At 40.5% G+C, this 16319-nt stretch carries 12 protein-coding genes and 2 riboswitches; of the genes, 1 reads left to right on the top strand and 11 read right to left on the bottom strand.

Features of this window, described 5'->3' with window-relative positions:
- Positions 1-18: 18 nt before the first annotated feature.
- The 11 genes from eutS to FE005_RS09180 form a co-directional block, all read right to left on the bottom strand.
- The gene (eutS, locus tag FE005_RS09230; RefSeq protein WP_002345864.1) at positions 19-366 is read right to left on the bottom strand and encodes an ethanolamine utilization microcompartment protein EutS; all 348 of its coding nucleotides are present in this window, start codon (positions 364-366) and stop codon (positions 19-21) included.
- Between the two features lie 159 nt (positions 367-525).
- A complete protein-coding gene (locus FE005_RS09225) occupies positions 526-1656 on the bottom strand; it encodes a 1-propanol dehydrogenase PduQ (RefSeq protein WP_002345865.1) in 1131 nt (376 codons plus the stop codon).
- A gap of 295 nt (positions 1657-1951) precedes the next feature.
- Positions 1952-2101, bottom strand: a riboswitch (adenosylcobalamin (AdoCbl) riboswitch).
- A 44-nt stretch (positions 2102-2145) separates the two neighbouring features.
- Positions 2146-2727 (bottom strand): cob(I)yrinic acid a,c-diamide adenosyltransferase, encoded by a 582-nt coding sequence (locus FE005_RS09220; protein WP_138372204.1) that lies wholly within the window; start codon positions 2725-2727, stop codon positions 2146-2148.
- Positions 2727-3167, bottom strand: coding sequence for a EutP/PduV family microcompartment system protein (locus FE005_RS09215; RefSeq protein ID WP_138371687.1), 441 nt, complete (start codon positions 3165-3167; stop codon positions 2727-2729). The genes FE005_RS09220 and FE005_RS09215 overlap by 1 nt, the downstream gene beginning before the upstream one ends.
- Positions 3168-3297: 130 nt before the next feature.
- A complete protein-coding gene (locus FE005_RS09210) occupies positions 3298-4065 on the bottom strand; it encodes an ABC transporter ATP-binding protein (RefSeq protein WP_138371686.1) in 768 nt (255 codons plus the stop codon).
- Complete coding sequence (locus tag FE005_RS09205) at positions 4062-5069, bottom strand: iron ABC transporter permease (RefSeq protein ID WP_002345869.1); 1008 nt, start codon at positions 5067-5069, stop codon at positions 4062-4064. Before FE005_RS09205 ends, FE005_RS09210 begins: the two co-directional genes overlap by 4 nt.
- On the bottom strand, positions 5062-6021 hold the full coding sequence (locus FE005_RS09200; protein ID WP_002345870.1) for an ABC transporter substrate-binding protein: 960 nt from the start codon (positions 6019-6021) through the stop codon (positions 5062-5064). The genes FE005_RS09205 and FE005_RS09200 overlap by 8 nt, the downstream gene beginning before the upstream one ends.
- A 218-nt stretch (positions 6022-6239) precedes the next feature.
- A riboswitch (cobalamin riboswitch) is annotated at positions 6240-6406 on the bottom strand.
- 238 nt (positions 6407-6644) lie between these two features.
- Positions 6645-7502: a class C sortase gene (locus FE005_RS09195; protein ID WP_138371685.1), complete on the bottom strand. Its 858-nt coding sequence runs from the start codon at positions 7500-7502 to the stop codon at positions 6645-6647.
- A gap of 276 nt (positions 7503-7778) precedes the next feature.
- On the bottom strand, positions 7779-9656 hold the full coding sequence (locus FE005_RS09190; protein ID WP_113850064.1) for a SpaH/EbpB family LPXTG-anchored major pilin: 1878 nt from the start codon (positions 9654-9656) through the stop codon (positions 7779-7781).
- Positions 9653-11068, bottom strand: coding sequence for a SpaH/EbpB family LPXTG-anchored major pilin (locus tag FE005_RS09185; protein ID WP_138371684.1), 1416 nt, complete (start codon positions 11066-11068; stop codon positions 9653-9655). The genes FE005_RS09190 and FE005_RS09185 overlap by 4 nt, the downstream gene beginning before the upstream one ends.
- A 3-nt stretch (positions 11069-11071) precedes the next feature.
- Positions 11072-14533, bottom strand: a complete 3462-nt coding sequence (locus FE005_RS09180) for a SpaA isopeptide-forming pilin-related protein (protein ID WP_302674724.1) — start codon at positions 14531-14533, stop codon at positions 11072-11074.
- A gap of 249 nt (positions 14534-14782) precedes the next feature.
- Between FE005_RS09180 and FE005_RS09175 the strand changes: the two genes are divergently transcribed.
- Complete coding sequence (locus FE005_RS09175) at positions 14783-16216, top strand: helix-turn-helix domain-containing protein (protein ID WP_081131270.1); 1434 nt, start codon at positions 14783-14785, stop codon at positions 16214-16216.
- The last annotated feature ends 103 nt before the right edge of the window (positions 16217-16319 follow it).

Genomic DNA, 16319 nt, shown 5'->3' with positions numbered 1-16319 from the left:
GCCCTTGTCCGTTCGAGACTATGTTCTAGTGATTTTACAAGTTACGGAGAAATTTAAAATCTGTTGCAATCCTTCGATTACTGCTTGTAAAGCCGCCTCAACCGAACTAACATCTCCTGAAATAACGACCGAACCAGAAAACCGATCGATGAAACCGATTTGGATATCCCCGCTTTTCGTTGCAATATCCACTGCGATGATTGCTGCTTCACTCGGGGTGATCGTTAAAATTCCTAGCGCATTGCTTGTTCCTTCAGGTAACCCCAACTTTGTATAAATCTCTTTATTGGGACTTGCAATGATATGCGCCAATGTGACTTGTTTCCCAGGAACATATTCTTGAATCATTCGTTGTTTTTCTTCCAACAAGACTCGCTCCCTTAATTTAGCAAATAAAAAATCCTCAATAAAAAACGTAAAGATTCCACTTTCGCTTTCTACTAAGGAGCTTCTTTGCTCTTAAATTTTGAAGCACGCCGTTGTGCTACCCACATTATATTTTATTGGCTACATCCTGTCAATCGCTTATAAGACAGAGTTCAAAATTTCTATGACTTCTTCTTTTGTTGGCTGAATGGGATTCGTTCTCGTGCAGCCATCTATCAGAGCAGCACTCGCGATTTTCTCACTATTCTCACGTACTTCCGCTTTTGTTAACCCATATTCAGTAAAAGAAGCTGGCATTTGTAGTTTTCTCCGCAATTGCTTGATTTGTCGAATGAGTTGCTGAACGCCGATTCGAGCATTCGTTGTTTTCGTAGAGTAGATACAATCAACTAGCTGTGCGTAACGTTTTGCTGTTGCTTCATTTGTTACTTTTCCACTTGCCAAACCACTATTGAATGCAATCACATCAGGTAGCAAAATCGCATTCATACGCCCATGGGGTACATGCAATCGTGCTCCTGCCGCATGGGCGATCCCATGGTTGAGCCCTAATGAGGTTACATTGAAGGCCATGCCAGCCATACAAGAAGCTAGGTGCATATTTTCTCGAGCTTGCTTATTGTTGCCATCATGATAGGCGATTTCTAAGTTTTCAAAAACCAATCGAACCACTTTTTCACATAGAGCATCTGCAATCGGATTTGCTTCTGTCGACACGTATGCTTCTATGACGTGAGTCAACACGTCCATTCCAGTATCAGCGGTAATCTTCGGGGGAACACTCATGACTAAAGCTGTATCTAAAATGGCCACATCCGGTTGGATTTCATCCGTAACCAAAGGTATTTTTGTTCCAGTTTCAGCAATTGTGATCACAGAAAAATTGGTGACTTCTGAACCGGTCCCACTCGTTGTTGGTACAGCAATGAATTGATCCACTTTGATGTTCATCGTCTGTTCTCCAAAAAACTTCATTGCTTTTGCTGCATCAATCGCCGAACCTCCGCCTAAAGCGACAATCGTATCTCCTTTAAAATCAACCAATTGCTTGATACCTGAAACAATCTTGTCAATCGGCGGATCTGGTACGATGTCACTAAAAATAAGGTATTTGTTGTGTGACAAATGCTTCGTTAAATGATCCACAAAACCTGATTCAACCATGAATGGATCGGTAACCACAAAAACTCTTTTTTCTCGAAGCTTTTCAAGATTGGTTAATGCCCCTTCCCCTGCCCATATTTGGGTAGGAAAATGAATAGTTTCCATATGGATTCCTCCTAATCAAAAAATAGCAAAAAAACGCCTCAAACAAACGAAAAACGTCTGTTTGAAGCGTCTTTGCTTCATTATGTATACGCCATTGTACACCAAACCTTACAAATAGAGTACAACGTCATTAAATGATTGTCAATAAGAAAAGGGAATCTAGCAGTACACCGTTGTACCTGAAATCTCCTTCATCGTTGAAAGACCAGCCCAAAATTCCCTAGACGCACGCCTTCGTGCGAACATATGGATTAACACAAATATCTTGGGCTGGATTTTCAACACAAGCGTTGGAAAGAAACATCCTGTTTTGCCTCGAAACAGTATGCCCAATAATGAAAAATTGAAAAGACCTGACTTAAAAGCAACCCTGCTTTATCACAGTGGCGGGACCGTGCCAGATTTTCACTGACTTCCATTCATATTCTTCATAAAATATTCGTTTAATCTACTTGGAATTTACCACATCTTACTTAGAAAAGCAACTGTCTACAATCCCTCCTCTTTTATTTTATGGAAAACCTTTTCTCCTCTTTCATAAAAAATATCCGGTTCATTGGCTTGAACATTAAGATAGCGTGCCAATGCATAAAAGTAATCTGACAATCGATTCGTAAAAATCAGCACTTGCTCATTGATCTTGGCTGTCCAGTTTAGACGAACAATCGCGCGTTCCCCACGACGAGCGATCGTTCGCGCCACATGGACCATACTAGCTTCTGGTGTGCCACCGGGTAAAATAAACCGATCTATATCCGGAGATTCGGCAGTAAAATAGTCGATTCTTCCTTCTAACCAAGTGACACTTTCTGGTTGTAGTTTAAATGGACGCTTGGCTTCTATTGGTGTTGATAAATCCGTTCCTACATCAAAAAGAAAATTTTGCAAAAGTTTCAATTCATTTTTGACGACTTGATTTTCTGAAGGTAGTTGACTGATGATATACCCTACCCACGAATTCAATTCATCGATCGTCCCATAACTTTCTACCCGATCGGAATCTTTAGCGACTGTGGTACTGCCCACGAGTTTGGTCATACCTTTGTCCCCTGTTTTTGTATAAATTTTCATCATACCTCATCCTCTTCTAAATAATTGATCAATTCTTGTAAACCCGTTTTTTCTACAGAAGATACTTCAAAAATCTCCTTTGCCCCCGCATTTTTCAGTTGCTGATGAATATGCGCTAATTGATTGGGGTCATTCACTAAATCCACTTTCGTTAAAATGCCAATCACTTTTTTAGGGAATATGCTACCAAATCCTGGGGAAAAAATCTGTTCTGTCTCGAGAGCACTCTGTACTAAGCCAATGACATCAGCTTCAGCTGCTGTGACGTTTAAGGCATTGTAATACTGACGATGCAATATAAACTCTCCTGGTGTATCAATCATCGTTGTATGGAATTCGACTGCTTGTGTCTTGGCATAACGCAATTCTTTCCCTTGCAGCGCTTGGCATAAAGTTGTTTTTCCGCAACCTATCGCTCCCATAAGAATCATTCGTTTCATACTTTCCTCCATAAAAAAAGCCTAAAGCACGTGTAGTCATACACGAAAACTTTAGGCTCCGTTGCCATTTATTGAAACACGTCATTGTGTTTTCTTTTATATTACCTGTTAAAAAAATACTTGTCAAAAGTTACTGGATATTTTTCCAAGCTTCATGTTGGTGTTGAAAATAAGAGACGATATCTACATCAAAAATATGCTCAAGAAACGCTTTCGAAGCGATGTCTTGAAAATCTCCTTTCGCAGCAATAGTCCCCTCTTTCATAAAAACGATTTCTTCACTCAATGTCAGTGCTAAACGAATGTCATGAAACACACCAATAATGGTTTTTTTAGAGTGAGTGCCCCATTCATTCAACTGATGAATCAATTCTTGCTGATAGCGAATATCCAGATGATTATTAGGCTCATCTAATAAAATGATCTCGGGATCCTGCAGGAATAGTTTGGCTAAAAAAACACGTTGTTGCTGTCCTCCAGAGAGTTGATTGACAACTTTATCTTTGATATCGATCAGATGAGCAGTCTCTAGGTAATGAAGAACCCGTTCTTTTTCTTGTTTAGAGACGATAGGCAAAAAACGATGTGACTGTTGGCGATAAGCCCCCATCAAGACGATTTCATAGACCGTGTAATCGAAGGCCACCGTTGTAAACTGACTCATCATAGCAACTTTATCAGCTAAGAATTTTCTTTTTAATCCGCCTACTTCTTGTCCATCAATCATGACAGACCCTTTATAAGGAATCAAGCCAGCAATCGTTTTTAGCAAGGTCGTTTTCCCACAGCCATTAGGTCCCAAGATACAGGTCTTGCTTCCTTGCTGAAAGGTTAAAGAAATGTCTGTTAAGATACGAGATTGCTGCAGAGTCACTGCCGCTTTTTCTAATTGAATCATGCTACAGCTCCCCTTTTTTGGAAATAAATATACAAAAAGAATGGGGCGCCAATAAGCGCCGTCACCGCACCAATTGGTATTTCTCTTGGCGATAAGATCGTCCGTGCTATCGTATCTCCTAGCACCATCAATGTCCCTCCTAATAGAGCCGATCCGGGGATTAGCCACCGGTGGGTAGCACCTAAATAACGGCGAACAATATGCGGTGCGATCAAGTCTACAAAACCAATCACACCAACAAACGACACGGCACTTCCTGCCAGTAAACTTGCAAAAAGTATGATTCTTAACTTCACAGTTTTCACTTCAACTCCTGAAAGCATGGCTTGCTCCTCACCTAAACCCAGAACATCCAAATTATTTGCGTCACCCCATAAAAATAATGTACTTAGGATAGCGATAGGGCAATAAATGACGATTTTTGTCCAATTACTGCCGGAAAAGCTCCCCATTTGCCAAAAGACGAGTTCTTTTAAATAATCTTGAAAGAGCGCCGTAATCAACGTTAAAATTGCACCAACAAATAAAGTCATGACCATTCCCACTAAAACGACTGTTTGATTGGACATCTGGCGATCCATCGTACGAGTAAATAGTAAAACAAGAAAAACAGTCGTTAACCCGAAGAGAAAGCCCGTAAAAGGTAATAATAGACTGCCAATGATCGTGGCTGATATACCTGCGACCATGATCAATGCTGCTCCGAGGGAAGCCCCCGCTGAAACGCCTAATGTATAGGAAGAAGCCAATGGGTTTCCCAAAAGAGATTGCATCACTGTTCCACTAACAGCCAACCCAGCACCTACTAAGTATGCCAGCACGACTCGCGGTAAACGAACATTCCAAATAATCCCTTCCAAAATACCATCTTCAGAAATCTTCTTTCCTGCTAGAATGTTGAACAGATCACTGCTGGAGATTGGCACACTGCCAATCTTGATGCCAAGTAAGAGCATTCCCAAACTAATGACGATCAATAGTAAGAGAAAACGCTTTTTATTCATCTTTCAAATCCTTGTACGCTTCTGGATAAATGGCTTTTGCCATTTGCTTTAAAGCTTTTGTCATGTGGTGATTTGGCAAAGAGCTCGATCGATTATCAATGGCAAATACTTCTTTGTTTTGAACCGCAGGTACTTTTTCCCAATTTTTCCGTTCCAAGATTTCTTTTGCCGGATCGTCAATATAGTCAACATTCGTTAGGATAACATCGGGTTTTGCAGCAATTGCTGCTTCTTCTCCGACAGGAAGCCAGCCTTTCTCGTTTGCTAGAACATTTTTGGCACCAATCGTTTCGATCATTTCATTTAAAAATGTCCCACTTCCAAAACTATAAATATCTGGTAATGCAGCTACTTCAAATAAAACACTCTTTTGATTCTTGATAGTTTTGCCGATTTTTGCAACATCATCAATTTCTTGAGTCATCTTATCGACTAGTTTTTGTCCTTTCTCATGCTCTGACAAACTATCAGCAATGAATTGGACGTCTTCTTTAATGGCTTGAATACTGGTACTTGTCGGTATATTGACAATCGTGATCCCGGCATCTTCTACTTGCTGCCAGACACTTTCAGAACTTGCTAAATTAATGTCATTCACATAGACGATTTGCGGTTTCAATGCAATCAATTTTTCTGCATCAATCGCCATCATATCCATTTGAGGTAATGCCTGAAGCGCTTCATTCAGTGACCCGCTTTGCATGTCAACAGCAACCAATTCATTCGTTTTTCCTATATCATCAATAACTTCTGTTACTGATGGAACCAGTGAAACGATTTTAGTTGCCTCTTTAGGCAATGAGATCTCTTTCCCACTACGGTCTTTCGTCGGCAAATTTTGTTCTGTTTTCTCAGTTGAAGCCGTAGCTTCGTTTTCTTGTTTGCCGCAACCCGCTAATCCAATCCCAGCAACTAGTCCGATGGTCATGATCGTCATTAGAATTTTTTTCATCTTTTTTTCCTCGCATTCAACTTTTTTTGAATTTTTTCTTCCAACCCTTACGGATAAATCGATTATTATTCTTTCCTACGGTTTGTCTATCCCTCCTTTTACTTTGTATCAAAAAACAAAAAAAACCACTTTTCCTTTAATAGAAAAAGTGGTTCATTAACAGTACTAACAGTAGATCAAGCCAGTTATCGTCGAAGCCCCTTCTTTTTCCTACAAAAGAATGAATAGACTTATCAAGCCGGTATCCTGACTTAGCTTCTTCTTACTCCCAATCCTTCCAGAATAGAATCATTCTGTGGTTCTATTGGTTTCATCCACCATACAGTAGGTAGGTCTGTAGAGGATTCACACCTCTTTCCCTGACACTTCATAAGTATACGTTTATTGTATCTTCTTTGATAGCTAGTTTTCAAAAGGATCAGCAGACGTCCTTGTCAACTAATACACCCTCATTATAGCGTTTACGAATATTTTGTCAATCCTCTTAACGTCTTACGGCAGGTTCGATAGCATAAGAGATACAAAGGTTGTGCTGGCTAGCAAATAAATCAGCTTTCTTTATGCCCTGTAAATCAAAAAAATTTTTTATTAAAAACAGGGTTTCTTTGATCAGCCAACTCATTTTATCTGCTAGATACTGGAGGGTTCCCAGTTTTTTTCTTTCGCCGCTTATACCACCAAATACAAAAAACGAGGAAGCCGCAGGCAGTAAAAATGAGGATCCACAGAAACTGCTGTTGTTGCTGTTTGACTTTCTTTATGTCATCAGTGACTTTCGGATGATAAGGAATCCGGTGTCCTCTTACCAATAATCGATGACTATTGATCATGTAGGGAGTGCAGGTCAACAATGTGACAAGATCTTTACCAGATTCAATCTGAAGGTCTTGTGTATCGGTGGGGACAACAGTTTTGATTTGATCGACTTGATAAACGAGTGTTTCGCCGTAGACTTCTAAATAAAACTCATCGCCTTCCTGCAATTCTGGCAAATCAGTAAATAGTTTTGCTTGCGGCAATCCACGATGACCCGAAATGACGGCGTGGGTATTTTTGCCTCCTGTAGGAAAAGAAGTCCCTTCCAGTAATGAGCTGCCTTTTTCCAACAATGCTGAATTGGTCTTGTCAAAAATAGGGACTCGTACATTGATTTTGGGGATCGTTAACACACCGATCGTATGGCTTTCAAAATACGATTTATCTGGTTTTTTACTGATTTTCTCTGCTTCAGAGAATGGATCCAGTCCGGGGGAGTCGCCTTCTTTGGCTAACTGTTGATTTTTGTCGATCTGCGCTTGCAACTTCGCCATTGCGGCGGCATTTTCTTGATTTGCTTCTGCTTGGTAATGCGCAATGATCTGTTGGTCCAAATAATTATTCAGTGCATCGCTAATGAATGGATAGGAAAAAATCCCTACACCAATCAACAACAAAAGGATCATCAATCGATCGACTATCTGGTGTCCTCTTTTTTGTTTCATCGTTTCCTCCTCAAAAAAATTAAAGGAGCTGTGACAAAAGACTTGTCACAGCTCCGTTTTCCGAACAAGTGGTTCAACAAGCGGTTAGAATCAGCTTCTTCAAAAATAGCTTTTCAAAAAAATGGGAAAAGCTATTTTAGAAAATCCTTTCTTATTTCTTGAAGCGGACCACGTCTGTTGCAACCTCCCGTTTTTATCTGACTAGGTCGAAATAGCTGAGATCTGCTTTTGAGGCTGCCAATTTTTCTAGAAGTGAAAATCTAGCAAAACAGAAACTCAACGAGTTTCTTTTCGTTTCATGAAATACAAACCCACAATGATCAAGATCAGCGTACCGCTGCCTAAATAAAGATAGATGCCTTTTCCGCCTGTAGAAGGCAATGTTCCTTTGTGTTTGTTAGGCACTTTTTCAGGAGCAACTAATTCTTCTGTGGTTCCGTAAGAATGCTCATCCACTGTAAATTGGATTCGATTTGTTAGTAATACATAATTTTCTGGCGCTGCAGTTTCTTCCAAATAATAGGAACCATATTTTAGTCCAGTAATGACGACTAGACCATCAGCTTGCGTCGTGAATGTTGTTGCATCTGCTTTGTTTGCCACCCAAGTCACTGTTTTCGCTGCTTCATCGACCTTCAAATAGTTTGCACCCTCACTATTTTGATCACGTACAACGAAAGAGGCACCTGCTAGAGCTTGCGTGGATGAAACATCCCCATCGACTTTGATAAATCGTTTCCCACCGGTGACGACTTCTACTGTTGGTGGCGTTTGGTCATTGGTATGACCATTATCAACATTGGCTTCGTTTTTAAAGCCTTTCGTTGGATCTGCTTTTTCATTTAGATGCATGAAGTAAACAAATTTTAATGTACCTCCTGGTGTTAAAGAAGGGATGAACGCTGGATCGACAGCGACGGTGAAACCGTTTGTCTGTTCAGTTACTTGATAGTTTTCAGATGCGATCAGTGTATCACCATCATAAAGAGCATAGGCTGTATCTCCTGAAGGTGTATTGTCAAAGGTCAATGCATCATCATGGGTATCTACTAAGTTAAATTTATTGTATTTATTGGCATTTCCTTCTTTATCAGCAATACCTAATGGAATATTGACCGCAATCTCGTACTTGATCTTTTCACCAATCGCTACATCTTTGCCGTTTAAATTAGGCGTTGTTTTTTCAACGTTTGATGTATCATTTTTAACGGTTTTTTCTACTGGGGTTTGATTATCCGCTTCAATAGTGAAGGGTGTCTTTGTTTGATCATCAATCAATTCAGCATTGTTCGGTGCTTTGACCTCTTCAAGCGTATAGGAACCCACTTCAAGATTCTTCACCGTTAGTTCACCAGTTTTCTCTTCAGATTCTGTAAAATCATCTTCGCCGATTCCATAGCTTTTACCAGTAACAAAATGCTTTGCTTGTCCTTTGTCGGTTGTCCAAGTGTGGAGACCATCTTTTACCCCTTGAATATACTTGGTCGTACTTGGGGAACCTTCATTTTTTGAGAGTACGAATTCTGCACCATTCAACGATTCATTTTCAGCAGTACCTCTTTTTTTCACATGTAATGCCCCATCATTTGAAACGATATTTTTGGGGTAAACATGAACCGTAGATAATTCTTCTGTCCCATAGTTATACGAGCCGTCTGATTGCTTGATCATCTCATAAACCGGGAAGGCAATGACCATATTGGCAGCAGCCGCTACCCCAGATTTTGGTTCTTCTTTGATGACGTAGACAGCATCTTTGTCGTTTTGTTTTTTCGGTACATTTACGGTAATATTGCCATCTGCATCTGTTATACCTTCAGCTATTGGCGAACCTGGGGTTAGACCTTGAACTGCTTGTTTTGCAGCTTCGACAGTTGCCCCGGCTGCTCGTTGCGCATAAAATTCTGACGTCACATTATAAATGCGGAAAGTGACATCTGCAAGACCTTGATATTGATCAAAATCACTCATCTCTTTCCCACTATTTTGAATGAGCGGATCCGGAAGATCGGTCATTTTCTTTTTATGAATGACGATTTGGGCATTGCTTGCATTTTCCTCAGCATAAGCTGCTGTACCCAACCCATTGATAAAAACAGGTAATGTTAGTAATAGCGTACTTAGTAAGTACCATACTTTTTTTGCTTGTTTCATTTTCTTTCTCCTCGTTTTTGTTTTTGGTCAATCAGCCCAGCAATGACAAAACCTATCAATGCTACACCGGCTAAGATCAATCCTGTTGCTTGTTGCTCATTAGTCTTTGGTAAGAAACCAGTATGTTTCTTGTTGATGATTGCCAGTGGGGTAGCTGCTTTTCCATTTGTTGTATAGGAATTTTTTTCAACCACAAACGGAATGGCTTTTTGATTAAGCAAGTAATTTTTTGGGGCTTGGATTTCTTCCAAGAAATAGTGGCCATCTTTTAACCCTTTGACGGAAAATTCTCCGGCTTGATCAGAAGTGAATCGTTTAGCTCCCGCTTTTTCTCTTTGCCATTGATAACCATTGGCTGATTCATGCAAATAGGCTCCCATTTGATTTTTTACGACGAATACGGCATTTGCCAATGTTCGCTGCGGATCTTGACTATCTCTTTTGACGAACCGTTTCCCACCAGTCCGTATGTCAACTTTTTTGTTGATGATATGTTTATCTGTCAGCAATTGCCCTTCATTTACGATCTCTGTGTCAGGCTCTGCATTCATTACTTTCATTTGGTAAGAGACTTGCAATTTTTGATTGGCAAATTTTTCTAGCTGCTGAATAGAGAAATCCAGGACAAAGCCATGATCCGTTGTTTGAAGTGTATATCCTGTCATAACGGATGTTCCTACTTTTACTGTGATCGTTTCTGGTAAGAGAAATAAGGCAGAATCTGCTGTATCCGATAGTTGGAATTGTTGGTAATCCAAGATATTTTCTGGGATATGTGTTGACAGCTGATAATCCACTCTCTCGCCATAGGTAAAATCAGAGGTTTTGGACTGCACTTCTTTTTCAAGAGGCGGCAAATCGTATGCCTTCTCTTCATTTTTTGGGTACAAATGAATCGTGGTCATTTGATTCCCTTTCTGATCAAGAACTGGCAAAACAACGACCAAGTTTCCGGCTTTCTCTTTCACGACATTAGGAGCCTCTGCTTCCACGAATAAATAGACCTTATCCCGCTGCTGGCTGTCCTTGGCTGCTAATGTGAAGCTAAGTAAACCATCTTCTCCTTGGATCTTCTCGGTCTTTCCTTCGGCAATCAGGGATCCGGCTGCAGGACCTTGCTCAGCCAACTTTTTTTGCGCAGCTTCCACCGATTCACCATCTTCCCGTAATTGATAGAAAGAATTGGTGACATCGTATACGTGATAGGTGACATCATTTAAACCGCGGTAAGCTTGAAGCAATGTACCTTCTCCGGAATTGATTTGTTCCTGGGGTAACTGCCCTTCAGGAAATAGTAACTTGTGTAACGTGATGCGAACATTCGCTTGCATTTCTCCTGCTGAAACTTGTTGGGAGAAACCTAGTAACACAACTAGAAAAATGCATACACTAAACCAACGCATGCTTTTCATCCGCTACCCCCTCCTTTCTAATCGCTGGAGGTATAAGTAGATACCAGCGATGGCGATCGAACTAAAGGCGAGTAGATAAATCCCTAATCGACCACTTCCACCTGTTTCCGGCAGTGGAACTTTCGCCTGATTGGTCACATCTAGTGTAATCTGGTTGTTTTTTTCTCCAGCAACTAACACATCAGCGACTTCTTCGCCAGCAATCTGTACTGAGCCATCTTCATTGATCACAATTTCAATTGGCTCTTTCAATCCTTGATACCCTTCTGGCGTATATGTTTCCGTCAAGACATATTTTCCCGGCTGTAACTGATCAAAGACAAACGTATCCGTCTCTTCTCCTGATCGTTCAATGTCTGTATTTGGACCCGTCAAACGGAATTCCGCCCCTTTTAATGGCGTCTGATCGTCGGCCTTTTTGTGGACGGTCAAGTCAAAGGCTTTTAACTGGTTTTGATGATTCAACGTCCATTCTTTACTTTGTTTATCCACATTTTTGCCGTCGTAGTGAATCTTTCCATATTTATCCACCGTAAATTCATAGTTGCCGGCGATCGTGTCATACCCCAATGGACCTGAATCTTCGACCATTCGGTATTGACCTGGCTGATCCAATATAAAATGGGCTACCCCTGAATCCGTTGTTTTTTCCGTAGCGATCGTTTGATAACGGTCTGAAGAATTTTTCTTTTGCAACGAAAATGTTGCCCCAGATAAATTTACTTCATTCCCGTCTTGCAGCGTATACTTGCGAATGCCGATTGGCAATTCTGAAAATTGATTAACCACGGTCAGTGTGATCACTTGTTCTTCTGTAGAAACCTCATCCCCATCGATTGTCACAATTCCCTCTGAAGTGACTTCGATTTGCCAAGTTGTTTTCCCACGTTCATGTCCAGCAGGAGCTTGCACTTCTGTGAGAGTATAGGTTTCACCTTTTTGCAGTCGGACATTTTGCGGCAAGGAGTAGCTGCCATCTTGATTATCGATCAATGTCGTACGGCCATTTTTGCCAGTTAATTCAAACACAGCACCTACCAGATTTTTTTCGCCAGCAGAAGAGTTTTTGATCACTTTAAGTGCTAATGGCTGAAACTGTTTCGTGTTTTTCCACGTTGTTTCATCTACTTTTTCTTGCTCATAACCGGGGACAGTTAGCTCTCGAGTCGTTTGATAGCTGAAATCTTGTCCCCGATTATTGTATTTGGGTAGACCTAAGGTTTCGGCATAGGCATCATCTGCTGACTTTGAAAGCTGTGTTACACTAGTGCGTTCCCATAAGCTTCCGGTATCATTTGACGGTTGCGAAATCTTGATGTAGCCTGTTTGCCAATTTGTCGTATCTGAAACTTGTTTTCTGGTCACTTCATAGATAACATTTTCTGGGCGGCTGCTCGGATCATGATCATATTCTTCCCAGATTTTTTTGAAATCAAGCTTGACTCCTGGTGCTTTCCCCGATGGCACTCCAAAATCTACCACTTCATCTGCTGTTGCTACTGGTTGGAAGGTTGTTCTGCCATTCATCGGGTACCAGAAATCAGGTTTGAACGTTACTGATTCTGTCTGGATCCTGACTTGATAATGGATCTGAATTTCTTGATCTTTCCCTAAATAAATTTCATCACTACGAACGGTGTTCCCTTCAAATGAGAGTGTGGGCATGGCTTGTACTTGAAGGGACCCGACACTTTTGACTGTTAATGTATTTGGTTCGTAACTAAACGGTTCAGCAATCGGATCGGTTACTTTGCCGTTTGCCACAGTTCCAGATATCTGAACCGCTTTTCTCGCGAGATAATCAGAAATATCCGGTGCATGATCGGCTGATTCATAGTAAAGATCACCATTCTCATCCGCAGACACCATTTGCCGCATCTTGTTTTCTACTTCTTGTTTGGATAATCCCGCATTAGTATCACTTTGCAGTTGAATGCCTAATCCATGAATTTCAATTCCTCGCTGCTTTAATGCCATTGCTTCACCAATGGTTGCGATAAACGTACTGTTGATCAATTTATTGGTATTTCTTTGGTCTGGAGCATAGTAGCTGTTAGAAATACGAGAAGTACTGCCCGGCTGGTCTTGTCTATTGGTAAATTGGGTGCCGTAATAGCTGCCATTCGTTTCTGTTTGAACTTTGCTGACTTGGTAGGAAAAAGTGGGAACACCATCTGTCAGTAGAACAATCACTTTTTTGTGTCCATTTGGTGTTGCCAACATGTTTCCGGCATCTCGCAGGGCTTTTTGCGTGAAGGTTCCCCCAGTAGTACTGCTTGGAGTAATCGTCTTAATGGCATTTTTGACCGAATCAAAGGGGCCCATCGCGACCGAATCATTCTTGTATCCATCACTTGAATACCCAACATAGCCCATATGAATGTTGTCTGTGATTCCACTTTCTGCTAGCGTATCTACAAATCGATCCACCCCTTTTTGGACCTCGCCAATTCGATTGTTGTCATTCATACTACCTGACCAGTCAACTACTAAAACCAAATCTAACGGTGCGATCTCCTTTTGGACATTTCCGCGAATATTTAGGTATACATCAAATAATCCAGGTGTCGTGGTCTCTTTGGCATACTTGCGAATGGCATAGTCTGCTTGGGAACCAGTCCCACCATATTCAATATAGGAATTGGTTTTGTTCGTTGGTTCCCCGTTCCATTCCGTTTGCCCATCCCATTGTGCAGCTCCGTCTTTGTTTCCTTGATGGTTGCGCACATTCTGATTCCCAGTCGGTTGCCAGCTTGCTGTCGGATAGGTTCCTGACGCATCTGTCGTATACTGAGGCAGGATTGCTTTATGACTGCGATCGAACACTGGATCAGAAGCAACGCTAGGGAGTGAAAAAGGTTTTATCACTTCATCTGCAGCTGTTGATCTTTCAGATGCTTCAGATGCTTCAGGTCCTTCTGTTTCTCTGTTTTCTGTCAGCGTTTCGTTGGTATTTGATGGATTTATTGATTTTGACTCTTCGGATTCTGCTGAATGTGTATCTGTAGCAGCTGTTTCCTTTACAGCATCCGTTTCTGCTCTAGAAGTATTGTCCTGGGTGTCAGTCGGTTTTTCCTTTGTTGCCTGCGGCATGACAACAGAGACCTTTTGGATCTGACCTTCGTAAATTAATTCTGGTGCTTGCTCGGTCAAAAAAGAATTTTTCTCAACGGGCAGCGTCAGTTGAATGGTCTGATTTAGTTGAGGCTCTATTGTCAGATAGAGGGTATTGTGTTTAATTTGATAACCGTATCCCTCTTGTTTTTCTTCTACTTCTTTTAGCTTGGCATGATCCATTCTTATTTCTTTTTTTATGGGCTCATTTGTTTGATTCGTGAGTGCGACATCTAGTAATAGCTGTGGCTGCTCAGAATCATCTGATATGATTTTGGCAGATAGAATAGCTGCCCCATTAATAGTTTCTGCTCTAACGATTATGGATGTGAAATAGGAGCTAACCAGCATAAATACTGCTCCTAAAACCCACAACTTCCTCAGTATATTAATTTTCATTCTCCCCTTTCATTTGCGAACCAATAGCAAATCCCAATAGCCTGCATGCTGGAAATTTGTTATTCTAATCAGATACCTAAGTATACATAGAAGGGAAGAATCAAATCACACCAGCTTTCATACCAAGCGGTTTCATTATTGAGATTGCGTTATTGTTTCGTTGATTGTTTTATTAAAGTAAAGGACTTGGGAGGAAATGAAATGATTAGGTTTTTGGAGAAAAATTATCGGAAGATGGAAGAAATCATTCGTGTGTTATCCATTTCTGATAAGTGGATGACTAAAAAAGAACTTGCAAGACACATTGGTAGCAGCGAATCAACGTTTATCCGATATATTGAAGAGATCAAGCAACGCTGGGGAAATGTTTTAACCATCAAAACATCGCATAAATTAGGGTATCGTCTAGAGAATTTTAATGCTACATTGTATCTTCAAATACTCACAGATATGGCGAGAACTTCAACAACGACACAACTCCTTCATGAATTTATTCAACAGCCAGGCAAAACGATCGATTATTATTGTGAGGCAATCAATATCAGTCGATCATCTTTTGCACGAAAACTAAAACATTGCAATAAAGTGTTGGCTGCCTATTCACTTCGGGTCATTGTGGATCGCGGGTATCAGTTAACGAGTCAGGACGATGAGCTGTCTCTGCGGATATTTACGACCTACTTTTTTTTGATGTATTATGGCCATTGTGATTTGCCTTATCACTTTGATAAACAAGAACTAAAACAAGTGATGCGGCGCAATCACTGCATTTTGAATAGTATCAGCTTGGACAACAGCTATGAACATGACTTTTTCATTATGTATTTTATCGTTGATTTGTTAAGAGAGAGTCAAGGATTTCGGCAACGCCCTATCACCAAGATAGCCGTGAAAGCAAAAATCAGTAATGAAGACTATTCATTGATTAAACGCCATTTGAGTGGTATTAGTTTAGAGTCTTGCCAAACAGTCATTGACTACTTTCAAAAAGGGGCTTTCCAGCAATTTTATTCAGAGAATAGATCTGTGATCAGTGAGAAGATACGTGACAATTTGACCTTCAATACTTTTCTGCAGTTGGAACAAATCACAGACGAGGTCGGCGACTTCGTTGTACACTTGCTGACTTGTCTTTATTCCTATGCGCAATTACTGCCTTTTGATACGACAGAGCTGACACAGCGTGCCACTTTTTTTACAAGACATATCAAATTTACACAGCGACAATTGTATGCACGACTCAAAGCAGAACTGCATTTTTTTTCTGAATTGTTGGAAACGAATCTGATCAGTTATTTGTCTTCTTATGTATTCTGGTTATTGACTTCTTTTCCGGAGATCAATCAGACTTTGGTGTCAAAAAAGATCTTAGTGATCAGCGATATGGGGATCAATCACAGTCAATACATCAGTTACTATGTTCAAGATATTCTTGATCTGCATAAAATTCGTTCAGATATCCTGCCCATTAATGGTGAGCAATTAGGTAACTATGACTTGGAATCCTTTGATTTGATCATCACGAATCAGCCGATTTCTGAAACAAAAGTTCCCAGTGTTGTTATCAATGACGCCTTACTATTTTCAAATAAAAAAAAATTACTGGACTTATTGTATTTCAAAGATTTTTTTTAATATCTGAAAGTAAAAAAATTATTTCTTGTTTTCTTCTCGTAGTTTCAATGAACGATTATCATAAGAATACGCTTTTCCTTTGAACCGTTTTTTTCAGCATCAG

It is taken from the genome of Enterococcus sp. M190262 (assembly GCF_005843965.1).
Lineage (GTDB): Bacteria > Bacillota > Bacilli > Lactobacillales > Enterococcaceae > Enterococcus_D > Enterococcus_D gallinarum.
Note: the sequence above shows the minus strand (reverse complement) of the source record. Positions and strands in the feature narration are given on the sequence as shown.